The 20,524-nt window shown below is 50.9% G+C and carries 31 protein-coding genes and 3 pseudogenes; 28 read left to right on the top strand and 6 right to left on the bottom strand.

The genetic code is table 11. The annotated features are described in order from the left end of the window. Positions 1–158, top strand: a pseudogene (locus BG55_RS22480) (IS630 family transposase); the annotation flags it as partial. Positions 159–178: 20 nt separating this feature from the next. On the opposite strand, the pseudogene BG55_RS07595 reads toward BG55_RS22480, so the two are convergent. Beyond that, positions 179–706, bottom strand: a pseudogene (locus tag BG55_RS07595) (phage integrase); the annotation flags it as partial. A gap of 2 nt (positions 707–708) precedes the next feature. Continuing rightward, positions 709–1,341: a phage repressor protein CI gene (locus BG55_RS07590; RefSeq protein ID WP_034936119.1), complete on the bottom strand. Its 633-nt coding sequence runs from the start codon at positions 1,339–1,341 to the stop codon at positions 709–711. A gap of 117 nt (positions 1,342–1,458) precedes the next feature. On the opposite strand from BG55_RS07590, the gene BG55_RS07585 reads away from it, so the two are divergent. The 13 genes from BG55_RS07585 (at position 1,459) to BG55_RS07530 (ending at position 8,823) form a co-directional block, all read left to right on the top strand. Further along, complete coding sequence (locus BG55_RS07585; RefSeq protein WP_034936116.1) at positions 1,459–1,713, top strand: hypothetical protein; 255 nt, start codon at positions 1,459–1,461, stop codon at positions 1,711–1,713. Between the two features lie 20 nt (positions 1,714–1,733). Next, positions 1,734–2,243 carry a phage regulatory CII family protein gene (locus BG55_RS07580; protein ID WP_034936113.1) on the top strand — a complete coding sequence of 170 codons (510 nt, stop codon included), beginning with the start codon at positions 1,734–1,736 and terminating at the stop codon, positions 2,241–2,243. A 7-nt stretch (positions 2,244–2,250) separates the two neighbouring features. Continuing rightward, entirely contained in the window at positions 2,251–2,451 is a 201-nt protein-coding gene (locus tag BG55_RS21810) for a phage filamentation protein Fil family protein (protein ID WP_071994994.1), read from the top strand. Then, positions 2,415–2,756 (top strand): DUF5347 family protein, encoded by a 342-nt coding sequence (locus BG55_RS07575; protein WP_034936111.1) that lies wholly within the window; start codon positions 2,415–2,417, stop codon positions 2,754–2,756. Before BG55_RS21810 ends, BG55_RS07575 begins: the two co-directional genes overlap by 37 nt. A gap of 67 nt (positions 2,757–2,823) precedes the next feature. Beyond that, positions 2,824–3,051, top strand: a complete 228-nt coding sequence (locus BG55_RS07570) for a DUF2732 family protein (protein WP_034936108.1) — start codon at positions 2,824–2,826, stop codon at positions 3,049–3,051. Further along, positions 3,051–3,278 carry a TraR/DksA family transcriptional regulator gene (locus tag BG55_RS07565; RefSeq protein WP_034936106.1) on the top strand — a complete coding sequence of 76 codons (228 nt, stop codon included), beginning with the start codon at positions 3,051–3,053 and terminating at the stop codon, positions 3,276–3,278. Before BG55_RS07570 ends, BG55_RS07565 begins: the two co-directional genes overlap by 1 nt. Further along, on the top strand, positions 3,275–4,132 hold the full coding sequence (locus tag BG55_RS07560; RefSeq protein WP_052018742.1) for a DNA adenine methylase: 858 nt from the start codon (positions 3,275–3,277) through the stop codon (positions 4,130–4,132). The genes BG55_RS07565 and BG55_RS07560 overlap by 4 nt, the downstream gene beginning before the upstream one ends. Beyond that, positions 4,129–6,537, top strand: coding sequence for a replication endonuclease (locus BG55_RS07555; RefSeq protein ID WP_034936104.1), 2,409 nt, complete (start codon positions 4,129–4,131; stop codon positions 6,535–6,537). Before BG55_RS07560 ends, BG55_RS07555 begins: the two co-directional genes overlap by 4 nt. A 143-nt stretch (positions 6,538–6,680) precedes the next feature. Further along, the gene (locus tag BG55_RS07550) at positions 6,681–6,896 is read left to right on the top strand and encodes a hypothetical protein (RefSeq protein ID WP_034936101.1); all 216 of its coding nucleotides are present in this window, start codon (positions 6,681–6,683) and stop codon (positions 6,894–6,896) included. Continuing rightward, positions 6,881–7,114 carry a DinI-like family protein gene (locus BG55_RS07545; RefSeq protein ID WP_034936098.1) on the top strand — a complete coding sequence of 78 codons (234 nt, stop codon included), beginning with the start codon at positions 6,881–6,883 and terminating at the stop codon, positions 7,112–7,114. The genes BG55_RS07550 and BG55_RS07545 overlap by 16 nt, the downstream gene beginning before the upstream one ends. 305 nt (positions 7,115–7,419) lie before the next feature. Beyond that, entirely contained in the window at positions 7,420–7,752 is a 333-nt protein-coding gene (locus tag BG55_RS07540) for a GNAT family N-acetyltransferase (protein ID WP_235192734.1), read from the top strand. Positions 7,753–7,892: 140 nt separating this feature from the next. Continuing rightward, positions 7,893–8,474: a hypothetical protein gene (locus tag BG55_RS07535; RefSeq protein ID WP_034936094.1), complete on the top strand. Its 582-nt coding sequence runs from the start codon at positions 7,893–7,895 to the stop codon at positions 8,472–8,474. Continuing rightward, positions 8,452–8,823, top strand: a complete 372-nt coding sequence (locus BG55_RS07530) for an ASCH domain-containing protein (protein ID WP_034936092.1) — start codon at positions 8,452–8,454, stop codon at positions 8,821–8,823. The genes BG55_RS07535 and BG55_RS07530 overlap by 23 nt, the downstream gene beginning before the upstream one ends. A gap of 39 nt (positions 8,824–8,862) precedes the next feature. On the opposite strand, the gene BG55_RS07525 is transcribed toward BG55_RS07530, so the two are convergent. Further along, entirely contained in the window at positions 8,863–9,375 is a 513-nt protein-coding gene (locus tag BG55_RS07525) for an ATP-binding protein (protein WP_034936090.1), read from the bottom strand. Between the two features lie 79 nt (positions 9,376–9,454). Between BG55_RS07525 and BG55_RS07520 the strand changes: the two genes are divergently transcribed. After that, complete coding sequence (locus BG55_RS07520; RefSeq protein ID WP_034936089.1) at positions 9,455–9,826, top strand: hypothetical protein; 372 nt, start codon at positions 9,455–9,457, stop codon at positions 9,824–9,826. A 30-nt stretch (positions 9,827–9,856) separates the two neighbouring features. Here the strand turns inward: BG55_RS07520 and BG55_RS07515 are convergent, their stop codons facing one another. Beyond that, entirely contained in the window at positions 9,857–10,888 is a 1,032-nt protein-coding gene (locus BG55_RS07515) for a phage portal protein (protein WP_034936087.1), read from the bottom strand. Beyond that, a complete protein-coding gene (locus BG55_RS07510; RefSeq protein WP_034936085.1) occupies positions 10,889–12,655 on the bottom strand; it encodes a terminase ATPase subunit family protein in 1,767 nt (588 codons plus the stop codon). 141 nt (positions 12,656–12,796) lie between these two features. On the opposite strand from BG55_RS07510, the gene BG55_RS07505 reads away from it, so the two are divergent. The 11 genes and pseudogenes from BG55_RS07505 (at position 12,797) to BG55_RS07460 (ending at position 18,255) form a co-directional block, all read left to right on the top strand. Then, the gene (locus tag BG55_RS07505; protein ID WP_034936083.1) at positions 12,797–13,648 is read left to right on the top strand and encodes a GPO family capsid scaffolding protein; all 852 of its coding nucleotides are present in this window, start codon (positions 12,797–12,799) and stop codon (positions 13,646–13,648) included. 15 nt (positions 13,649–13,663) lie between these two features. After that, positions 13,664–14,722 carry a phage major capsid protein, P2 family gene (locus BG55_RS07500; RefSeq protein WP_034936081.1) on the top strand — a complete coding sequence of 353 codons (1,059 nt, stop codon included), beginning with the start codon at positions 13,664–13,666 and terminating at the stop codon, positions 14,720–14,722. 3 nt (positions 14,723–14,725) lie between these two features. Next, positions 14,726–15,376 (top strand): phage terminase small subunit, encoded by a 651-nt coding sequence (locus BG55_RS07495; protein WP_034936080.1) that lies wholly within the window; start codon positions 14,726–14,728, stop codon positions 15,374–15,376. 99 nt (positions 15,377–15,475) lie between these two features. Beyond that, a complete protein-coding gene (locus BG55_RS07490) occupies positions 15,476–15,940 on the top strand; it encodes a head completion/stabilization protein (protein ID WP_034936077.1) in 465 nt (154 codons plus the stop codon). Beyond that, positions 15,940–16,143 (top strand): tail protein X, encoded by a 204-nt coding sequence (locus tag BG55_RS07485; protein WP_034936074.1) that lies wholly within the window; start codon positions 15,940–15,942, stop codon positions 16,141–16,143. The genes BG55_RS07490 and BG55_RS07485 overlap by 1 nt, the downstream gene beginning before the upstream one ends. A 3-nt stretch (positions 16,144–16,146) precedes the next feature. Next, positions 16,147–16,359, top strand: a complete 213-nt coding sequence (locus BG55_RS07480) for a phage holin family protein (protein ID WP_034936073.1) — start codon at positions 16,147–16,149, stop codon at positions 16,357–16,359. Then, positions 16,340–16,855 (top strand): lysozyme, encoded by a 516-nt coding sequence (locus tag BG55_RS07475; protein ID WP_034936072.1) that lies wholly within the window; start codon positions 16,340–16,342, stop codon positions 16,853–16,855. Before BG55_RS07480 ends, BG55_RS07475 begins: the two co-directional genes overlap by 20 nt. After that, positions 16,828–17,205: pseudogene (gene lysB / locus BG55_RS07470) on the top strand (Rz-like lysis system protein LysB); the annotation flags it as partial. The gene BG55_RS07475 and the pseudogene lysB, both read left to right, overlap by 28 nt. After that, positions 17,135–17,419: an Rz1-like lysis system protein LysC gene (gene lysC, locus BG55_RS23205; RefSeq protein WP_235192733.1), complete on the top strand. Its 285-nt coding sequence runs from the start codon at positions 17,135–17,137 to the stop codon at positions 17,417–17,419. The pseudogene lysB and the gene lysC, both read left to right, overlap by 71 nt. Next, positions 17,382–17,813, top strand: a complete 432-nt coding sequence (locus tag BG55_RS07465; RefSeq protein WP_034936071.1) for a phage tail protein — start codon at positions 17,382–17,384, stop codon at positions 17,811–17,813. Before lysC ends, BG55_RS07465 begins: the two co-directional genes overlap by 38 nt. Continuing rightward, positions 17,806–18,255, top strand: a complete 450-nt coding sequence (locus BG55_RS07460) for a phage virion morphogenesis protein (RefSeq protein ID WP_034936070.1) — start codon at positions 17,806–17,808, stop codon at positions 18,253–18,255. Before BG55_RS07465 ends, BG55_RS07460 begins: the two co-directional genes overlap by 8 nt. 23 nt (positions 18,256–18,278) lie before the next feature. On the opposite strand, the gene BG55_RS07455 is transcribed toward BG55_RS07460, so the two are convergent. Then, entirely contained in the window at positions 18,279–19,718 is a 1,440-nt protein-coding gene (locus BG55_RS07455) for a hypothetical protein (protein ID WP_034936068.1), read from the bottom strand. Between the two features lie 75 nt (positions 19,719–19,793). Here BG55_RS07455 and BG55_RS07450 point away from each other — a divergent pair, with 75 nt between their 5' ends. Both BG55_RS07450 and BG55_RS07445 read left to right on the top strand, forming a co-directional pair. Then, entirely contained in the window at positions 19,794–20,372 is a 579-nt protein-coding gene (locus BG55_RS07450; protein ID WP_034936067.1) for a phage baseplate assembly protein V, read from the top strand. Then, on the top strand, positions 20,372–20,524 hold a 153-nt coding region (locus BG55_RS07445; RefSeq protein ID WP_034936059.1), incomplete at its 3' end, for a GPW/gp25 family protein. The genes BG55_RS07450 and BG55_RS07445, both read left to right, overlap by 1 nt.

The following is a 20,524-nucleotide window of genomic DNA, read 5'->3' as shown; positions in this document are numbered from 1 at the left end:
GGGTGAACCACGTTGAACGGCTATGGCAGGCACTGCACGACACAATAACCCGGAATCATCGGTGCCGGACAATGTGGCAACTGCTGAGGAAGGTTAGCCATTTTATGGAAACCGTCAGTCCATTCCCCGGGGCGAAACATGGGCAGGCAAAAGTGTAGCGGTATTAGGCGCACCTATTTAGGAAGGCAAGCTCACCCTCTGCAATTCGAAAACGTGGTAATCCAGCAAGCGGATTTGGTGCAGGCCAGTGCCCCATTTTTTTTAAGGTGCCAAATACTGCCGAAAGGTTGCTTTGTTCCAGATTAACGGTCCTTGGCTTGACTGGTGGGAGCAGTGCACCAGTATCGTTTTTAACCTCTCCCTTCAGGCGCGCTTCGCGATATTTGGTGAAGTCGCCGGACGTTAATTCTGAAGCAACAGGATTGCCCAGGGCATTACATATAATTTGCAGTTTAGCCATTAATCGCTTTGGGTCTGCGAGCGTCTGCCCATACAGCGAATGCCATTGTTCTATTATCTCTGACAAACGCCGCCGGTCTTCCTTCTCACCCAGCCAGGGTTTTTTATTCACCTCATCCATAGTGAAGTTTTCGAAAGCTATAGCCTCGCCTTTGGTAGCAAACTGCTTACGCATACGTTTGCCGTCTCGCCCATTTGGGTAACACTCACACAACCATTTTCCATTCGGCTGTTTCCTGATGGTCATATTCAGATGCTCTTTATCACTTTGACTGCACGTCCTACCACTTCCACGTCATCGACAGAACACTCAAAAGATGTTCCATCCTGGTGAACCACTATTTTGTTTCCTGGGATGCGTGCAATTTTGACGATGCTTCTTACACCATCAATATCGACCAGCCAATGCCCATTACTAATTTGTTTCACAGATGTATCAACCATAAAACTGTCTGCTGCTGTTTTTACAAAAAGCGAATCATCAGCGTTAGAGTCCAGCAACCGACTATCCAGTAAAATTTCGCCATCCGATTGAAGTTCACCATTCTTCAACTCCGCATGTCGGATGCCTACAGAAGATATTTTAGAAATTGGTCTTACTGTAATGGTGGTTTTGCTTTTGAGATCTTTGTTTTCTGAACCAGATATAACCAGCTCACCCTGTCCGGTTGCCAGCCATAGAAGCGATATCCCAGTTTCCAAGGCGCATTGGATCACCCATTCTGCCGGAAAGCTGTCTCGTAAGTATCTGTTTGCCATAGTGCTTTTTGATACTTGAAGATGTTCGCAAAGCTGTTGGCGAGAGTTGAAATTGTAAGCCTTGATGAGCCTATTGATCGCATCGCGACCCCCGCTATCGTTTCCTGCTTTGATTAAACTCATAAGCAAAACCCTTGACGTATATAAAAAGTGATCTTAATATCCACTCATGGTTTGAAAAGCAAAACAAAACCATATAAAACGAGATATAAACGATAATAAACCAAGAGATACTGCACTATGAGCACAGATATATCAATTCGTGTACCAAAAGAGTTCGCAACTCCAGCAGAGTTCGCAGAATGGGAAGGGATCTCCCGTGGCTCGGTTTACCAAAAAATTCATCATGGGAAGCTGGCTAAGTACTTAGTTCCAAAGGTTAAAAACAAGGATCATGTACGTTTGCGTTACCTGATGTACAAAATTGACCAGGCGCGTGAATCACTTGGGCATTCCAATTTCAAAATCATGGTTGGTCTTCAAGTCTCATTATGAGTATCAAGGAAGCTCCGATCATGTTTGATTATTGCATTTCGAAACACCCACATTTTGATGAAGCCTGCCGGGCTTTTGCATTGCGCCACAACATGGCAAAGCTGGCAAAACGTGCAGGAATGAACGTACAGACGTTGCGTAACAAGCTGAACCCTGAGCAGCCGCACCTGCTTACTCCGCCCGAAATCTGGTTGCTGACCGATCTGACTGAAGACTCAGCGCTGGTTGATGGCTTTCTTGCACAGATCCACTGCCTGCCATGTGTTCCGATTAATGAAGTCGCAAAAGATAAACTGCCGGTTTATGTCATGAGCGCGACTGCGGAAATCGGGCGCGTAGCCGCTGGTGCCGTCTCTGGTGAGGTGAAAACTACCGCAGGCCGCCGTGATGCGATATGCAGCATTAACTCAGTTACCCGCCTGATGGCACTGGCTGCCATTTCTATGCAGGCGCGTTTACAGGCTAACCCGGCGATGGCAGGCGCGGTGGATACCGTGACGGGCCTCGGTGCGTCGTTCGGTCTGCTGTGAGGCGAGTATGTCAACGAAAGAACACTCTTTTGCATCGCTTCTCACCAGACAAAGCCCGGCTATGCACTACGGCCACGGCTGGATTTTGGGAAAAGATGGCAAGCGCTGGTGCCCCTGCCGCTCTCAGGCTGTACTGCTGGCTGACCTGTCAACAACCAAACAGGGGAAATCATGGCTATCGAAGGCGCTACAGCGACTGTTCCATTAAGCCCCGGTCAAAGGCTGGATGCGCTTAATCATATTGCGGAATTAAGGGCTAAAGTGTTCGGTCTGAATATTGAGCCGGAGCTGGAAAGGTTTATTAAAGATATGCGTGACCCTCGCGATATGAATCATAAACATAATGAGCGGGCACTGGCAGCCATATTTTATATGGCAAGAATCCCGGCAGAGCGTCACGGCGTCAATATCAGTGATCTGACTACTGACGAAAAGCGGGAGCTGATTAAAGCAATGAATCATTTTCGTGCAGTGGTGAGCTTATTTCCCAAACGGTTAACCATGCCGAATTAACCCAATACCGAAATTAGTGGCGTAAACCCGCCGGGCATTCCTTTGCCTGCATTCAGGAGAAATAAAAATGCGAAATATTGAAACCCGTAATTTCAAAGCCGATGAGGCTGTGCTTACTGCTTTATTGAGTAAGGCAAAAAATGAGCAGCGTAGTGATGATGCACTGGCCGTTTCCTTTCGACTGTCTGCCATCGCTATTCATGCACGGAAGAAAGAACTGACCGCGACTGAAATCATTGAGCTGTTGGATACAGAGGCCGTTTGTTTTGAAAATCAGTCTCAGGAGCTTCGCTGATGGCTGATTCAATGGATCTTGTACAGCAGCGTGTGGAAGAAGAACGTCAGCGCCACATTCACACTGCGCGCAACAGGCAGCCGGGCGTTTCCCGTGTTCTCTGCATTGATTGTGATGTACCTATTCCGCCAGCGCGCCGCCGTGCTGTTCCGGGCGTGCAGTGCTGTGTCACCTGTCAGGAAATGGCAGAACTGAAAAGTAAACATTACAACGGCGGTGTGATATGAGCACGATCCTTAAATGGGCGGGTAACAAAACCGCCATCATGCCTGAACTGAAAAAACACCTGCCTGCTGGCACGCGACTGGTTGAGCCGTTCGCGGGTTCCTGTGCCGTGATGATGGCGACAGATTACCCGCAATATCTTGTTGCTGATATTAATCCCGACCTGATTAATATGTACCGGGTTATTTCTGAAAGCCTGCATAAGTTCATGGCCGAAATTCGTGAGTATTTTATCGAATTTAACAGCGCCGCCGGTTATTACTTTATCAGGGAACGTTTTAACACCAGTTCGGAACTGAGTGATATTCAGCGCGCGGCCTGTTTTTTATATTTAAATCGCCATTGCTATCGCGGGCTGTGTCGTTATAACAAACAGGGAAAATTTAATACACCGTATGGCAATTATAAAAAGCCATACCGCCCCGGTGATGAAATCTTTGCTTTTGCGGAGAAAGCGAAACGCGCCACCTTTATTTGTGCCAGCTATGACGAGACGCTGGCGCTGTTGCAGGCAGGAGACGTCATTTATTGCGACCCGCCTTACAATGGCACATTCAGCGGTTATCACACCGCCGGTTTTACAGAGAGCGATCAGTATCATCTGGCCTCTGTTCTTGCGCGCCGGTCATCAGAAGGCCACCCGGTTATCGTGTCCAACAGCGACACGCTCCTGACCCGTTCCCTTTATCGTGATTTCACCTGCCATCGCATTACTGCAAAGCGCAGCATGGGCGTGGCTGAGGGGGCAGGCAAGTCTGCACAGGAAATCATTGCCGTTGCCGGGCATGACCGCATTAATCGGGTTTATCCGGCGCACAGAGATATGCACCCGGTTATTTCAGCGGTGCAGGCGTGACGTTAAGTAAGTTCACTTCCCCCAATGTACTCACGGCGGGCGGCTCGGATGAGGCCGCCTTAGCCTTTCCATGGAATAAACCAAAAAAAGCAGTTAATCCAAAAACCGACCCAACGAACGTTGCGCCGGTTTCTGCGCTTTCAAACCTGATCGCTCTTTACGCTGCGGATAATGAGCAGGAACAGCTGCGCCGTGAGGCGCGGAGTGATGAGGTGTGGGATCGCTATTTCTTCAATGAATCGCGTGATCCTGTTCAGCGTGAAATGGATCAGGATCGGCTGATTGGCCGGGCTAAAATGGCCCGCGAGCAACAGCGCTTCAATTCCGATCTGGTGATACTGGCTGATGTAAACGCCATGCCGTCCCATATCAGCAAACCTCTGCTGGAGCGGATTCAGTATTTCCACAAGCTGGGGAGGCCAAAAGCCTGGTCCCGCTATCTGCGCGAAACAATCAGGCCGTGCCTTGAAAGGCTGGATCGCGTGCGCGACAGTCAGGTGTCGCCGTCATTCCGGTTTATGGCAAGCCGGGACGGGCTGGAGGGGCTGCTTATCCTGCCGGAAATGAATCAGCACCAGGTTAAACGCCTTGCCACACTGGTCGCGGCACACATGAGCATGTGTCTTGATGCTGCCTGCGGCGATCTGTTTGTTACCGATGACGTAAAGCCGGAACAGATCCGCCAGTCATGGGAAAAGGTCGCCGCAGAGGCGATGCGGCTTGATGTAATCCCCCCGGCCTTTGAGCATCTGCGCCGTAAAAAGCGCCGCCGTAAGCCTGTACCCTATGACCTGATCCCGCCTTCGCTGGCCCGGATGCTGTGTGCTGACTGGTGGTATCGCAAACTGTGGCAGATGCGCTGCGAGTGGCGGGAAGAACAGCTGCGCGCCGTGTGTCTGGTCAACAGGAAAGCTTCTCCGTATGTCAGCTATGAAGCCGTGATCCACAAACGCGAGCAGCGCCGCAAATCGCTGGAGTTCTTCCGCTCTCATGAGCTGGTCAACGAAGACGGCGACACGCTGGACATGGAAGACGTGGTAAACGCCAGCGCCAGCAACCCAGCGCACCGCCGTAATGAAATGATGGCCTGCGTAAAAGGGCTTGAGCTGATTGCAGAAATGCGCGGTGATTGCGCGGTTTTCTACACCATCACCTGCCCGTCGCGCTTCCATGCCACTTTGAACAACGGCAGACCGAATCCAAAGTGGACCCGTGCCACCGTCCGGCAGAGTAGTGATTATCTGGTGGATACCTTTGCTGCTTTCCGCAAAGCAATGCACAAAGCCGGGCTGCGCTGGTATGGCATCCGCGTTGCCGAACCGCACCACGATGGGACCGTACACTGGCACCTGCTGTGCTTTATGCGTAAAAAAGAACGCCGCTCTATCACCGCCATGTTGCGTAAATTTGCCATCCGCGAAGACCGCGAGGAGCTTGGCAACAATACCGGGCCGCGCTTCAAATCCGAGCTTATTAATCCACGTAAAGGCACGCCAACAAGCTATATCGCCAAATACATCAGCAAGAATATTGACGGGCGGGGACTGGCTAAAGAAATCAGTAAGGAAACCGGCAAATCGTTGCGCGACAGCGCCGAGCATGTCAGTGCCTGGGCATCACTGCATCGTGTCCAGCAGTTCCGCTTCTTTGGCATTCCCGGACGTCAGGCATACCGCGAGCTGCGGTTACTGGCCGGACAGGCCGCAAGAGTACAGGGCAACAGCAAAGCGGGCACGGCGGTGCTGGATAACCCGCGTCTGGATGAAGTGCTTGCTGCTGCTGATGCGGGTTGTTTTGCTACTTATATCATGAAGCAGGGCGGCGTGCTGGTCCCCCGCAAACATCATCTTGTCAGAACGGCCTACGAGCTTAACGACGAGCCGGGCACCTACGGCGATCACGGCATCCGTATCTATGGCATCTGGTCCCCAATTGCCGAGGGCCGGATTTGCACACATGCGGTGAAGTGGAAAAAGGTTCGTAAGGCCGTTGACGTTCAGGAGGCGACAGCCGACCAGGGCGCTTGCGCCCCTTGGACTCGTGGCAATAACTGTCCCCCTGTTGAAAATTTGAACCAGACAGGGGGGGATTTACCCGATATTAAAACGATGAATGAGAAGGAACTACATGATTACCTTCATAACATGAACCAGAGGGAACGGCGGGAACTTATCGCCAGGCTCAGGTTGGTTAAACCTAAGCGGAAAAAAGCCTATAAACAGACCATTACGGATAAGCAACGCCAGCAGCTTGAGGCGGAACTGAGTCTGAGAGGGTTTGATGGCAGCGAGTCAGAGATTGATCTGCTTATGCGCGGCGGCAGTATTCCATCCTCTGCCGGATTACGCATTTTCTACCGTAATCAGCGGTTGCAGGAAGATGATAAATGGCAGCAATGGTACTGAATGGGGCTGCTAAAGCTCGTTATAAGATTTGTCTGCTTGAATGTTAAAAATCATTTTACATTTAGAAATACTCGTTATACTGTATATACATACACTATATTTATGTACAGTGCTCAATGTTATAACGCAGTGACGGAGGAAAAGTGCAGGATTATCTTTTGGAGTCTTTGAAGCTCCAGCGCATTGATTTTTTTATCAAGCTTGTTGCGGCCAGTGAATGCAGCGATGAAGAAAAGCGACTGGCTATCCAGTGGGTGTCAGAGCTGACTGACGAGTTAATGGCGAAAATTCGCAGCCATGAATATAGCCGCTCAATGGACGTCATGAGCCAGGGGGAATCTGTATGCGCATTGAAATAATGATCGATAAAGAGCAGAAGATTAGCCAGGCAACACTTGATGCACTTGAGTCCGAGCTTTCTCGTAATCTGCGCCCTTTTTATCCCAATACAGCTATTCGTATCCGCAAGGGCAGTGCCAATGGTGTTGAACTCAGCGGGTTAAAGCTGGACGCAGACAAAAAGCGAGTGATGGAGATTATGCAGCAGGTCTGGCAGGACGACAGTTGGTTAAATTAGCTAATCTTACGGACGATATACTGGTTTTTACCGTCTGTAAGATCAAGTAGCGGGTCTTGCGAAGCGTTCATGTGTAGTGCATGACTATGCTGCATGAATTCGCATGATCGTTTGAGGATCGTTTTAACCCCGGCCCGTCAGTTCTGGCGGGCTTTTAGTTATGTCATGCAGGTGCATGAAAACCGCTACATAAAGCGGGCAGGCGTGGCGGGGGTACGAGCGCGCGCATTCACGTAAATATTTACAAATCTTAACAGTTGGCGTAGATTTTGTGGTGACCATACTCAGCAATAAAGGAAACCTGAATGTCGTTCCAATACCAACAATTCAAGGATGTGAATCTCTCAGATCCTTTTTTTGACTCGCTAAAGTCTGATTATCCTAAGTTTGAACAGTGGTTCGTGTCTAAGGGGGAAGCGCAGGCATATGTCTCTTACAATGAAGCACTGGTAATTGATGGATTTCTTTATTTAAAAGTTGAAGAAGAAGAGCTTAATGATATGACGCCCCCTTTTCCATTAAAGAAGAGAGTCAAATGTGGAACTTTCAAAATAGATGGTCACGGTACTAAATTAGGCGATAGGTTCGTTAGGAAAATATTTGACTTTTCTCTTACATACAGTATTGATGAAATTTAAGTGACAATTTTTGATAAACACCAAGGATTAATAAGGTTATTAACAAAGTATGGGTTTATCTTAACATCAAGAAAAAATGAACAAACCCACAGTGGGCAAGAGGGTGTTTATTTTAAAGATTTTGTTTGGAGAGATTAGTCATGTCTATTAAAAATTATCCTATGGTTAGAATGAATCAAAGAAATTTCCTTCTTAGTGTTAAACCAGAGTGGCACACAAGATTGTTTCCTGATTCAATTTTGAATAATGAGGATGAATCTATAATTAAAGATGTATCGCATACAAATAGCATCCATAAAGTTTATCTCGCAGGGATGAAGGGGATGGACAATTTGCAGGCCGGCGATAACCTTTTAATTTATCGGACAACTGACCAGCCTAACATGGCTTATTATCGAGCAGTAGCAACATCTGTATGTGTTGTAGAAGAGTACAAAAACATTAATGAATTTTCTAGTATCGATGAATTCAAGTCTTACTGCGCTCCCTATAGCGTATTTACTGATTCAGAGCTTGGCTTACTCTATAGAAGAAAAAATTACCCTCACGTCGTCAAGTTTTCCTATAACTTCCCGTTAAAAAAACGTATTATAAGGAAAGAGCTAATGGAAATCACTGGATACGACAATAGCAATTATTGGGGTTTTTTACGGTTAAGTGATGCTCATCTAAGGGCAATACTTGAAGCGGGAGAGGTTAATGAAAGTCTTATTGTCAATTAAACCTGAATATGCTGAATCAATTTTAGATGGACAAAAAAGGTTCGAATTCAGAAAGACAATGTTTCGTAACAAAGAAGTCAAGACGGTTGTTATCTATGCAACTATGCCTGTGGGTAAAGTCATTGGAGAGTTCGAAATAGATGAGATTATATCATCTGAGCCATCTGAGCTCTGGACTATTACTAAGCGATATGCAGGAATTACCCGTGGATTTTTCGACGAATATTTTTCAGATAAGAACAGAGCATTTGCAATTGCGGTAAAAAATCCTCGCCGCTATGAGAGCCCGCTATCCTTATCCGAGTTAATCCCCGGAGCTGTTCCTCCCCAGTCTTTCCGTTATATCTGACTAAACGATAAGCAGGCAATTTTGGCCTGTTTATCATTATCAGCTAATTTCTTTCAAAGCTACTGAAAAGTCTTCATTAGTTGGTTCGTTCAGAATTAGTAATGGAATTGATAATGCCTCACATATTTCAACGGCATTCTTTCTTTCTTTTTCTCTAAGTTCAGCTGCTGAATAGTGAAGAGTAGCTCCTCTTTTTTTAAAGCGCTCCTCAATTTTTATGTCCTCACACTCGATTAGAATTACGCCATCGAGTTTCATTTTTTTAAAAACATCTTTTTTCAACTCAATTAGTTCGCCCTGACTTCCAACCAAAACAAAATGACCATCAAGCAGTAAGTTTGAATCAGACTCACTTATCTCGGACAACTTTGAAATCAAAAAATTCTGATTCTCTTCGGCAGTTGATGTTTTTTTATCTGGGTTGAAGTTATGCCCCTTAGCTTCAGATATCAGTGCGCTTGCGCTTTTGTGAATAAAATTATTCTCTTTTGCATATAAACCACAGATGGTACTTTTACCTACAGCATGTGCTCCTGCTATAAAAAATATCATTTTCAAAACCTTTTGTTGGTTAATTTCACAGGAAGTAGTATCATTATGATAAGGTAATAGCAAGGGAATTTAATGTAAAATGAAAAAATATGATGCATTATCAATAATATATCCCGCTGTAGAAAATATATTGTCAGGTTCTAAAAAAGTTGAAATAAGATCTTGGTTGCCTCCTGTGTTACCATTTTTCAATTTGGTTCTTGTTGAAAATTTAAGATATTTAAAAGATGGTGATGAAGATCTAAGTGGGTGTGCGAAAGCGATGGTCGATGTTGTAGATTATAAAAAATGGACATATGAAGACTTTTTGGAGCAACCTGATAGCGTGAAATTAGGTAGGGCTTGGAAGGATGGGTATTATATTTGGATTCTCGATAATATCAGGCTTATAGAAAATAAAAATCAATGTTTAGCAAAAAAAGGTATATATTCTTTGGAGCTTGAAATTTAGATGCCACCTTTTTATAAGGCGGCGTCTGGATTATTCCAACTTATATTCATTAAATTTAATTATATTTTTACCTATCCAATTATTTAACTCTTCTAATCTTTTTTGCAGCGGCATCAATTCATTCCTCACAAACACCCGACTGGCCTTTTCCACATCCCCAAAGCCCCCAACATTATTCGGCATGATCCCCATCATCTGTGGCGGCACACGGTGCGCGGCCAGCATGTCATCGCGGCTCACGTTCTTGATATTCAAAAACTCATCTTTCGCCGCTACCTCAGACAGCGGGATAATCTGAATCCCGTCCTTCTTGCCGTTCGGTGAATACATAAACAGGTTGCGGAAGTTGCCCGGCCCTTTGGCGCTTTTCATCGCTTTGCGGATGTTGTCCACGTCTTCCTGATTCTGCGCAGCGTCGGTCATGTACATGATAAAACCGGCATGGCTGCCGTTAAGGTAATACTTACGGCGGAACAGGGTGGCCGACTCGTTAAGCAGGGTGGACGGGATGGCGGACAGGTATTCCGGCAGGCCGTAAATCTCCTGATTGAGATCCGGCTCCATCAGGTGAAACACGCTGCCGGGCGTAAACTGGTAGGGCTGGGTGGTCATGCCGTACTGTGCAAACCAGTAGGTGTCCAGATCCGTCCCGCGCCGGGTAAATTTTGCCAGCGTCGGCTCAAGTGAAATAATCCCGCCGAGGCGGTTGGTGCGCTTTTCCAGATAGGCATTGCCGAAGACCAGATAATCCTGCACAAAGCGGCTGAACGCCTGCTGACTCAGCAGCGGATGCGGGATAAAGGTACTGGTCAGAATGTTACGTTTCACGTTGATCGGTGAGCTGTGATGCACGGCTGCGCGGAAGGTGCGCGCCAGCCCGTCAAAGCTCACCGGCGGTTCATACCACCTGTCCAGCACTACGCATTCCACATAGTCCAGCAGTTCGCGGCGGTCCAGCACCGGGATCGGATCGCCAAAGGTGAAAGCTTCAGCCGCTGCGCCGCCGGTCATGTTGTTCTGCTGCACGGGCTGCGTGCGGGTGCGGTTTCTGCGTTTGCTCATTTAAAAAATCTCCATAATGTTGCGGGTGTGGGCGGATTCGCCCTGCAACGGTTCATTTGCCAGCGCGTGCATGGTGGCCCAGGCTAAATCGGCGTGGCTGGCTTCTTCGCTGCGGCTGGCTTCATAGGTTGGCCGGTTGCCGCTGGCCGTGGTGGTACGGCGAATAGCTATAAAGGATTGCGCGATGTCGAGGTGTCCGGCGTCAAACTCCAGGCGTCCGCCGCTGATGATGTCGAACGCCTTCAGCACCAGGGCGTTTTTTACGTTCGGGTTATAGACAAACTCTTTCACCGCCGGAAAGAACGCTTTCACGTTCTCATAGACGCCGAGGCCGACGCCGGTGGAGTCAATGCCGATATAAGTCACGTTATACTGCTGCGTCAGCCTTTTAATGGACTCGGCCTGGGCGCGAAAATCCATGCCGCGCCACTGGTGGCGCTCCAGAATGCGGAACTTACCGCCCGGCACGGCGGGGGGCGCAATCACCACGCATCCGGCGCTGTCGCCGTTCTGCGTCCCTTTCGCCGGGTCGTAACCGATCCAGACTTCCCGCCAGCCAAACGGGCGCAGGGCCAGCGCTTCGAAGTCATCCCACACTTCCCAGCTGTCCACCATGCACTTTTGCAGCAGTTGCAGCGGGAATACTGAGGCGAGGTCGTCCACAAATTCGCACATCAGCAGGTTCTGGTATTCCGGCGGGCTGTACTCCAGCCGTAACTGATCGAGGTCGAAAAGGTTACAACCGCCGCGCACCGCATCTTCCACCGTGACAATCTGGCGGTACTGACCGTCATCACAGATGCGCCCCGGCGACAGGTTCGGGTGGGTCAGGTCGATATCCACGCGATCCACTTTTGCCCGGCCACGGTTGAACAGCGCCCCGGACCAGAACGGATACGCGCTGTGGGTCAGGCTCGAAGGTGTGGAGAAATACGTCTGCCGCCATTTTTTGTGCAGCGCCATGCCGGACGCCACCTTCCGCAGCTCCTGGAATTTCGGTATCCAGAAATATTCATCCAGATACAGATTACCGTGGTAGCTCTGCGCGGTACGGGCATTGGTGCCGAGGAAGTACAGGCACGCGCCGTTCGCCAGCGTCATCGGGTCGCCCTTCAGCTCGACGTCCACCTCTTTCGCAAACTCAATGATGTACTGTTTGAAAACGTGCGCCTGCGCCTTACTGGCCGACAGAAAAATCTGGTTGCGCCCGGTGGTCAGCGCATCGATCAGCGCCTCGCGGGCAAAGTAGAAGGTGGCACCAATCTGGCGGGATTTAAGCACGTTGCGGATGCGATGCCGGTTGCCCGCATCCCACCAGTTACGCTGATAGCCGAACAGCGAGCCGTGAAAAATCTCCTGCAACTTTTCTATTTGTTCGTCGGTGAAAACGTTCTTTTCCGGCGGCTTACGCGGTCCGCTGTTGCGGTTTGCTACTTTCGGATTGAGATCCGCCTCGTTGCCGCCGTTGCTGAATTTGCCGATGCGCGCATGGCGCTCTGACTGGCGCGCCAGCAGGTCGATCTCCTTAAAATCTTTCCCTTCTTTCTGCTCCTTCATGATGAGCTGGCAGTAACGCGCGGCGGTGGTCAGCTGCATCTGGTCAAGCGGGCCATACTCGCCCCACTTATCGCGCTTCTTCCAGCTGTGAACGGTTGCGGGTTTCTCTCCCAGCATTTCAGCAATGCGGGCGATACGGTATCCCTGAAAGTACAGAATTAAAGCCTGCCTGCGGGGATCGAGGTCTTCGGGGGCGGGTGTCGTTGTCATCGTCCCAAAATACGGCTCCGGCACACCCTTTTCCGCTGTGCCTCATTGTGTGGCCTGCCGTACAACGTGCTTGCGTTGTTTCAGTGTCTCTGAGCCGCAAACATAAGGCTCTCAGAGGTTTTACCTAACGGAGCCTGGCTCATGACAGTAACTGCAAAACGTTTTCGGATCGGGGTGGAAGGTGCCACCACGGACGGACGCGAAATTTCCCGCGAATGGCTGGTGCAGATGGCCGCCGCCTACAGCCCGGCGGTGTACACCGCCACTATCAATCTGGAACACATCAAATCTTACGCACCGGACAGCACCTTTAACCGTTATGGCACGGTGAGTGCGCTGGTTGCAGAAGAAATCACCGACGGCCCGCTGGCCGGAAAAATGGCGCTGTATGCCGACATCCTGCCCACGCCCTCTCTGGTGGCGCTGGTGAAACAGGGACAGAAGCTGTTTACCTCAATGGAGGTGAGCACCAAATTTGCCGACACCGGCAAAGCCTATCTGATCGGCCTCGCCGCCACCGACGATCCGGCCAGCCTCGGCACCGAAATGCTGGCCTTCAGCGCGAAAGCCGAACTGAACCCGCTGGCAAACCGCAAGCAGCACCCGGAAAACCTGTTTACGGCGGCCACCGAAACCGTGATCGAACTGGAAGAAGGAGAGGATAAGCCCGCGCTGTTTACCCGCATTAAAGCCATGTTCAGCAAACAGCAGCAGTCAGAGGATGCCCGTTTTAATGACGTGCATCAGGCGGTTGAGCTGATTGCCACGGAACAGCAGGACTACAGCACCCGCACCGACAGGGCGCTGGCTGAACAGGTCACGCGCCTTGGCAGGCTGGAAACTGCGCTTAACCAGCAGCGTGATGATCTGAAAACGCAGGGCGATGCCTTCAGCGAGCTGAAAACGACGCTGGAGCGTGAAGACGGCCGCCGGGATTTTCGCCCGCGCACGCCGGGTGGCAATGCGCCAGCCGGACATCTGACCAACTGCTAAAGGAGCAGCAACCCCATGAAAAAACAGACCCGTTTTGCCTTCAACGCTTTTCTGGTGCAGCTGGCGCGCGTGTATAACGTTCAGCAGGACGAGCTGCACGGTAAGTTCAGCGTGGAGCCGTCCGTGGCGCAGACGCTGGAAGATACCATTCAGCAGTCCGCCGCGTTCCTGACCCTGATTAACGTGATTGGCGTCACCGAGCAGTCCGGCCAGCTGCTGGGCCTCGGCGTTGGCAGCACCATTGCCGGGACCACCGACACCGGCGCGAAAGAGCGTGAGCCGTCCGATCCAACGAGCATGTCAGATATCACCTATAAGTGTGAGCAGACCAACTTTGATACGGCGATCACTTACGCCAGGCTGGACCTGTGGGCGAAGTTTCAGGATTTCCAGACCCGTATCCGCAATGCCATCGTGCAGCGTCAGGCGCTGGACCGCATCATGATCGGTTTTAACGGCACGCAACGCGCCCGCACCTCAAACCGCACGGAAAATCCGCTGTTGCAGGACGTTAACAAGGGCTGGTTGCAGAAGGTCCGCGAGGATGCACCCGATAACGTAATGGGCAGCAGCACCAAAGATGGCGTCACCACCAAAGAGGCGGTGAAAGTGGGCAAAGGGGGCACTTACGCCAACCTCGACGCGCTGGTAATGGATGCGGTAAGTGAACTGATCGATCCCATCTTCCAGGATGATGACGGACTGGTGGTGATCTGTGGCCGTGAGCTGCTGGCGGACAAGTATTTTCCGCTGGTCAACAACGAACAGGCGAACACGGAAAAGCTGGCCGCCGATCTCATTATCAGCCAGAAACGCATGGGTGGCTTGCAGGCGGTGCGTGCGCCCTATTTTCCGGCCAGTGCCGTGCTGATCACCCGCCTGGATAACCTCTCCATCTACTGGCAGGAGGACTCCCGCCGCCGCTCGCTGATTGATAATCCAAAGCGTGACCGCATCGAAAACTTCGAATCAGTCAACGAGGCGTATGTGGTGGAGGATTACCGCTGTGCGGCGCTGGTTGAAAACATTGAAATCGTGGCGGCTGCCCAGCAGCCTGCCGTTGCAGAGGGCTAAACCATGAGCCTGAGTCCTGCACGGCAGCACCGCCAGCGCATTCAGGCTGAACAGGCCGCCCGGCAGGGCGGCAGTGTTCGCCACGCCAGCGGCTATGAGTTGATGCTGATGCAGCTTGGTGAAGACCGCCGCCGCCTCAAGGGTATTCAGTCCACCGTGAAAAAAGCCGACATCAAAATTGAAGTGTTGCCGAAGTATGCCGCGTGGGTGGACGGCGTACTGGCCGCCGATGGCGCACAGCAGGATGACGTGCTGATGTACGTGATGCTCTGGCGCATTGACGCCGGTGATTATGCCGGTGCGCTGGTGATTGGCCGTCACGCCCTGCGCCACGGCTGGGTGATGCCGCAGGGTTTCAGCCGCAACGTGCAGACTCTGCTGGCCGAGGAAATGGCCGACGCGGCGAAAAATGCCCTTCAGGCAAACAACGCCTTCGATCCGGCCCTGTTGCTGGAGGCGCTGGAGGTAACGGGGGAACTGGATATGCCCGACCAGTCCCGCGCCCGCCTGCACAAGTCAACTGGCTGGTTACTGCGCGACACGCAGCCCGTTGCGGCGCTGAACCATCTGCAACAGGCGATGCTGCTTGATGAGCGCAGCGGTGTGAAAAAAGACATTGAGCAGCTGGCGCGGCGAATCCGTAACGCCAGCTGATAACCGGACGTGCCCACGCGCGGGGCGGCACGGGGTGGCGACAGGCAGCGCCGCATCAAAACCCTGTCCACCGCCCAACCTTTTCAGGAGTAGCAATTGATGGAATTCGTAGCGCCGCAAAAGGCGGCGGGAACGCCGGAAATTATCCCCAACAACTCATTCTGGCCCGATATCGATCTGGCGAAATTTCGCAGCGCGATGCGCGTAGACGGCACCGTGACGCCGGAGCGTCTGCGGCAGGTGGTGCTTACTGCCATGTCGGAAATCAACGCGGAGCTGTACCCGTGGCGCGAGCGTCAGGAACTGGCCGGGTTTAACAGCCTGGCCGAGGTGCCGGGAGAGCGTCTGGCCGGTGAAAGCGCGCGCCTGCACCACTATCAGAATGCCGTGTGGTGCTGGACCCGCGCGGTGCTGAACGAGCGTTATCAGGACTTTGATGCCACCGCCGCAGCGGTCAGGCGAGGTGAGGAACTGGCGGACGGCACTGGCGATCTGTGGCGCGACGCCCGCTGGGCCGTCAGTCGCGTGCAGAACATGCCGCACTGCACGGTGGAGCTGATCTGATGAAAGTGCGTGCGCAGCAGTATGACACGGTGGACGCGCTCTGCTGGCGTCACTACGGGCGCACGCAGGGCATGACCGAACAGGTTTTGCAGGCCAATCCGGGGCTGGCGGAACACGGCCCTATCCTGCCGCACGGGCTGGAAGTGGAGCTACCGGACGTGACAACGGCGGCCATCGTGCAGGCCGTCCAGCTTTGGGACTGAATCATGTGGGAGAAAATCAGCACCTTTATCACCTGGTGCATTGCGGTAGTGATGGCGTGGCTGGGTGGCATGGATCTGAAAGACGTGTCCACCGTGGCCGGGGTATTTATCGGCCTGCTGATGGCGCTGATCAGCTGGTATTACAAGCACCGCACTTACCAGCTGCTGGCGCGCGGGCGCATCACGCAGGAGGAATATGAATCTGCAAACCGTTAAGCGCTGCACTATCGGCGCGGTGCTGGCCCTTGCCGCCACGCTGCCGGGGTTTCAGCAGTTGCACACGTCGGTGGCGGGACTGAGGCTGATTGCTGACGCTGAAGGGTGCCGCCTGAAGCCTTACCAGTGCGAGGCGGGCAGGTGGACCGACGGCATTGGTAACACGTCCGGCGTGGTGCCGGGCAAAAGCATCACTGAGCGGCAGGCGGCGGGCAATTTTATCCGTAACGTGTTGCGCGTTGAGGCGGCACTGGCGCGCTGCGCTGCGGTCACCATGCCGCAGCCGGTATATGACGCGCTGGTGTCGCTGGCGTTTAACGTCGGCACCGGCAACGTTTGTGATTCGACGATGGTCATGCTGCTGAAACAGAATAAATGGCGCGAGGCGTGTTATCAGCTGCCGCGCTGGGTATACGTCAACGGCGTGGTTAATCCGGGGCTGAAAAACCGGCGTCAGCGTGAACTGGCATGGTGCCTGAAAGGAGCAACAGCATGATGCGCATTCTGTCGGTAATGGCGGTGGTGGTTTTGCTGCTGGCCGTAATCGGCGTGCAGTCGTGGCGGCTCAGTAATGCACACAACACCATCAGCACGCAGCAGACCACCATCGCGGGGCAGGGCAAAAAGCTGTCGCAGAAAAACGGCCAGCTGATTGCCCTGAAGATCCTGACGCAGACCAACAGCCAGGCGCAGACGCAGCTTTATGCCGCCGCCGAGCAGAACGGCAAATTATTGCGTGACCGACAGCGCACCATTGAGGAACTGAAACGTGAAAATGAAGACTTTCGCCGCTGGTCTGATGCCCGCCTGCCTGATGCTGTTATCCGGCTGCGGCAGCGACCGGCCCTCGCCGGAGGTGGCGCTTACCGTCAGTGGCTGTCCGAAAGTCACCCGCTGCCAGCTGGACCTGTCCGCGCCGCGCAGCAACGGCGAGCTGCTGGCCCTGCTGGATGAAACCGAGGCCGCCTGGGCGGTCTGTGCCGATAAGGTAGACACCATCATCAGCTGTCAGGAAAAAGACGATGAACAAGCCGCAGTCCTTACGCCTCGCCCTGAATAAGTTGGTGGCCTATGTGGCTGAAAACCCGGACCGTCTGCACCTGTTTGTGGATAACGGCCAGCTGGTTGCCACCTCTGCCACGTCGATGTCGTGGGAGTATCGCTACACGCTGAACGTGGTGATCACTGACTTCACAGGCGACCAGAATCTGCTGATGGCCCCGGTGCTGTTCTGGCTGCGGGAAAACCAGCCGGACGCGCTGCAAAACAGCGCTGCGCGGGAAACGCTGTTTTCGTTTGAGGTGGATATTCTCGGCAATGATCGCTGCGATATCAGCATCACTCTGAAGCTGACCGAGCGGGTTGTCGCCACTGTTGCGGACGGCAAAACCCGCATTGAGGCAGTGGCAGAGCCGCAGACGCCGGAGGAATTCTGGACGGTGAAACATGGCTGAACTGCATGAGGTGGACGCCTGGCTGGCTGCGCTACTGGCAAAGCTGGAACCGGCGGCAAGGAAAAAAATGTTGCGCGAGGTGGCGCGGGACGTGCGGCGCATTCAGCAGGCTAATATCACCGCGCAGCGCTCCCCGGATGGTAGTGCATGGGAACCGCGCCGGGTAACGGCCCGGACGAAGCCGGGAAGAATTCGCCGCAAGATGTTTGCAAAGCTTAAGACGGCGAAGTATCTCAAGGCGCAGGCAAATGCGGATTCAGCAGAGATCGCCTTTGTGCCTGCGGTGCAAAGGCTTGCCCGCGTTCATCATTACGGGCTGCGGGATCGGGTGAACAGGCGTGGCAATGTAGTTAAATATGCAGAGCGGCCACTGCTGGGCATAAATAACAAGGTGGAAAGCTTGGTGCAAAGGATAATTCTGCGTTGGTTGATTGAAAAGTGAAATGCCAATAATTGCATTTTTTATCACTTGCTTGTGAAATATTCATTTAGCTCAGAAATAGATGTTTCTTTGCTTTTTGGTTTAAAAAAATTGTGGTTTTGAAGTAAAAATCCTTCGCTTACTCTAGTCTTGAGTACATCCCAACTCAGCAGGCTGAATATACATCTTATTAATATTATTCTTAGGTGTTCCATTGCAATGATAATGTTAGTGAATTGTTCACTTGGGAGCAAATCTCCGTGTATTAAAACATTGCGAATGGTCAGTAATCCTGTGATGTTTTTTTGTTTGTCATCAAATAGAGGCCAAGTATCGTTTGTTTTTATATTAAAATTTTCAAATAACATTAGAGCTGACTCTTTGAATGATGGTCGATTTAGTTCATTAAGTTTGTTTTTTATTTTTCTGCGCTCATCTTTAAAATTAATAAGTTCAGATTTAATGATGGCTGCCAATGTTTTTTTTAATGATGAAAACTTGTCATTAGCGAGTATGAACTCTGCTCCGGTGCTTCTTTTAAATGCAAGAATTATGGATTCTAATGCTTGAAAATATGATAGGAATGTTAATTCAACTACAGTCTTTTTTCCTATTGTTAAAGAGTGTATGCAATTATTTATTTCTCTCTTGAAGGTGGAGTTTCTATATATAGGAAGAGTTTTTTCGAAAAATTCGTCTATGAGGTTCCTTTCAATTAATTCGGCAAAATATTCATTATGAATATCTTTGGGCTTTAGTTTGTTGCTTTTGTAATTCCAGATAATTTTGTTGCTGAATTCAGCCCTCCAGTTTACAGAGTTTACTTTTCTATCACACAAAAAAGTCATTAGGATAAGAATATCTTCAATTGATGGTTCTATTTCATTAGTAATGACTTCTTTTATGTTTTTAGTTTTTTTGGTCTTGGTGGTCAATGCTTGGTACTGGTCTGATTCAAAGTGTCCATCATTGCTGGTGTATGAAAAAAATGCGTCCGATTTAACATCGTATTCATTATCAATGTTAATTGATAAGGTTTCACCTTTTTTTCTTTTTACATTTCCATGTTGATTGGCTTGCGTAATGATTCTCGGGGAAAACATCGGTGATTTATTTATGTAATAGGTAATTAAACCAATTCTTTTTCTTTTTATACCTTCGATGCTTTGCGTGATGAACACTTCTTTAGGTTTTAATGAAAATTTAATTGTTGTTACGTTTCCCCAAGATATGCCAAGTTCTGTAATTGAAGTCCCAATAAATTCCTTTTTTTTCGATATGTCTCCAGTGATGTTTTTTGTGGATATTACCACTCGAACGTCTTTTTTATCATTAAGTTTTATAATGGAACTGTCAAATGTGGTTATATTTATTTTATTCCAGTGCGTATCATCCTCAATTTCAATACTACATTCAATATCTTTATAAATCTCATTTTCAGATTCAAATGTTAAGAGCTGATTATCTAGTTTTTTAACTGCCATTTGTTAATCCTTGTGTGGTCACTGGTACAACTTCACTTACTTGGTATCATTATGACAGCTTCTCATAATCGAACCATGAACTCACAACTTACTGAAATCATGCGCCTTATCACCAACCTGATCCGCACCGGCACAGTGTCCGAAGTGGACCCGGTGAACTGGCTGTGCCGGGTAAAAACGGGCGATCTCGAAACCAACTGGATTAACTGGCTCACCCTGCGCGCCGGTAATACGCGCACATGGTGGCAGCCCACCGTCGGGGAACAGGTTGTGCTGCTGAGCCTGGGCGGCAATCTGGAAACCGCCTTTGCGCTGCCCGCCATTTATTCTGAAGCGTTCCCGCCGCCAGACTATTCGGAAAGCGGCACCACCACCGTGTTTAAGGACGGTGGCTGGTTCCAGTACGAGCCGGGAACCGGTCAGCTGCTGATAAAGAACATTAAAAGCGTGCGCATTGAAGCGGTGGACGGCATTCAGCTGATCACCGACCAGTTTGGGGTACAGGCCAGCCAGACCAGTATTAATGGCGATGCGGTGATCAATGGCGACGTGACACAGGGCGGCGGCGAGATGTCCTCTAACGGCATCGTGGCAGACAAGCATCAGCACGACAAAGTGAAGTCGGGCGGCGATTTATCAGGAGGCCCGCAGTGATGTATCTCGGCATGAACCGCGACACCGGCGAAGCGGTGACGGACATCGATCATATCCGGCAGAGCGTGCGCGATATTCTTATCACGCCGGAGGGCAGCCGCGTGGCGCGCCGTGAATATGGCTCGCTGCTGTCACGGCTGACTGACCAGCCG

This window comes from Erwinia mallotivora, assembly GCF_000590885.1.
GTDB lineage: Bacteria > Pseudomonadota > Gammaproteobacteria > Enterobacterales > Enterobacteriaceae > Erwinia > Erwinia mallotivora.
The sequence above is the reverse complement of the archived record's forward strand: the minus strand, read 5'-3'. Positions and strand labels throughout refer to the sequence as shown.

What these genes read in the sequence shown, in the direction of transcription:
- BG55_RS07590 (WP_034936119.1), bottom strand. Translation starts at nt 1,341, where the DNA reads ATGAGTTTAATCAAAGCAGGAAACGATAGCGGGGGTCGCGATGCGATC.
- BG55_RS07585 (WP_034936116.1), top strand. Translation starts at nt 1,459, where the DNA reads ATGAGCACAGATATATCAATTCGTGTACCAAAAGAGTTCGCAACTCCA.
- BG55_RS07580 (WP_034936113.1), top strand. Translation starts at nt 1,734, where the DNA reads ATGTTTGATTATTGCATTTCGAAACACCCACATTTTGATGAAGCCTGC.
- BG55_RS21810 (WP_071994994.1), top strand. Translation starts at nt 2,251, where the DNA reads ATGTCAACGAAAGAACACTCTTTTGCATCGCTTCTCACCAGACAAAGC.
- BG55_RS07575 (WP_034936111.1), top strand. Translation starts at nt 2,415, where the DNA reads ATGGCTATCGAAGGCGCTACAGCGACTGTTCCATTAAGCCCCGGTCAA.
- BG55_RS07570 (WP_034936108.1), top strand. Translation starts at nt 2,824, where the DNA reads ATGCGAAATATTGAAACCCGTAATTTCAAAGCCGATGAGGCTGTGCTT.
- BG55_RS07565 (WP_034936106.1), top strand. Translation starts at nt 3,051, where the DNA reads ATGGCTGATTCAATGGATCTTGTACAGCAGCGTGTGGAAGAAGAACGT.
- BG55_RS07560 (WP_052018742.1), top strand. Translation starts at nt 3,275, where the DNA reads ATGAGCACGATCCTTAAATGGGCGGGTAACAAAACCGCCATCATGCCT.
- BG55_RS07545 (WP_034936098.1), top strand. Translation starts at nt 6,881, where the DNA reads ATGCGCATTGAAATAATGATCGATAAAGAGCAGAAGATTAGCCAGGCA.
- BG55_RS07540 (WP_235192734.1), top strand. Translation starts at nt 7,420, where the DNA reads ATGTCGTTCCAATACCAACAATTCAAGGATGTGAATCTCTCAGATCCT.
- BG55_RS07535 (WP_034936094.1), top strand. Translation starts at nt 7,893, where the DNA reads ATGTCTATTAAAAATTATCCTATGGTTAGAATGAATCAAAGAAATTTC.
- BG55_RS07530 (WP_034936092.1), top strand. Translation starts at nt 8,452, where the DNA reads ATGAAAGTCTTATTGTCAATTAAACCTGAATATGCTGAATCAATTTTA.
- BG55_RS07525 (WP_034936090.1), bottom strand. Translation starts at nt 9,375, where the DNA reads ATGATATTTTTTATAGCAGGAGCACATGCTGTAGGTAAAAGTACCATC.
- BG55_RS07520 (WP_034936089.1), top strand. Translation starts at nt 9,455, where the DNA reads ATGAAAAAATATGATGCATTATCAATAATATATCCCGCTGTAGAAAAT.
- BG55_RS07515 (WP_034936087.1), bottom strand. Translation starts at nt 10,888, where the DNA reads ATGAGCAAACGCAGAAACCGCACCCGCACGCAGCCCGTGCAGCAGAAC.
- BG55_RS07510 (WP_034936085.1), bottom strand. Translation starts at nt 12,655, where the DNA reads ATGACAACGACACCCGCCCCCGAAGACCTCGATCCCCGCAGGCAGGCT.
- BG55_RS07505 (WP_034936083.1), top strand. Translation starts at nt 12,797, where the DNA reads ATGACAGTAACTGCAAAACGTTTTCGGATCGGGGTGGAAGGTGCCACC.
- BG55_RS07500 (WP_034936081.1), top strand. Translation starts at nt 13,664, where the DNA reads ATGAAAAAACAGACCCGTTTTGCCTTCAACGCTTTTCTGGTGCAGCTG.
- BG55_RS07495 (WP_034936080.1), top strand. Translation starts at nt 14,726, where the DNA reads ATGAGCCTGAGTCCTGCACGGCAGCACCGCCAGCGCATTCAGGCTGAA.
- BG55_RS07490 (WP_034936077.1), top strand. Translation starts at nt 15,476, where the DNA reads ATGGAATTCGTAGCGCCGCAAAAGGCGGCGGGAACGCCGGAAATTATC.
- BG55_RS07485 (WP_034936074.1), top strand. Translation starts at nt 15,940, where the DNA reads ATGAAAGTGCGTGCGCAGCAGTATGACACGGTGGACGCGCTCTGCTGG.
- BG55_RS07480 (WP_034936073.1), top strand. Translation starts at nt 16,147, where the DNA reads ATGTGGGAGAAAATCAGCACCTTTATCACCTGGTGCATTGCGGTAGTG.
- BG55_RS07475 (WP_034936072.1), top strand. Translation starts at nt 16,340, where the DNA reads ATGAATCTGCAAACCGTTAAGCGCTGCACTATCGGCGCGGTGCTGGCC.
- lysC (WP_235192733.1), top strand. Translation starts at nt 17,135, where the DNA reads ATGAAGACTTTCGCCGCTGGTCTGATGCCCGCCTGCCTGATGCTGTTA.
- BG55_RS07465 (WP_034936071.1), top strand. Translation starts at nt 17,382, where the DNA reads ATGAACAAGCCGCAGTCCTTACGCCTCGCCCTGAATAAGTTGGTGGCC.
- BG55_RS07460 (WP_034936070.1), top strand. Translation starts at nt 17,806, where the DNA reads ATGGCTGAACTGCATGAGGTGGACGCCTGGCTGGCTGCGCTACTGGCA.
- BG55_RS07455 (WP_034936068.1), bottom strand. Translation starts at nt 19,718, where the DNA reads ATGGCAGTTAAAAAACTAGATAATCAGCTCTTAACATTTGAATCTGAA.
- BG55_RS07450 (WP_034936067.1), top strand. Translation starts at nt 19,794, where the DNA reads ATGAACTCACAACTTACTGAAATCATGCGCCTTATCACCAACCTGATC.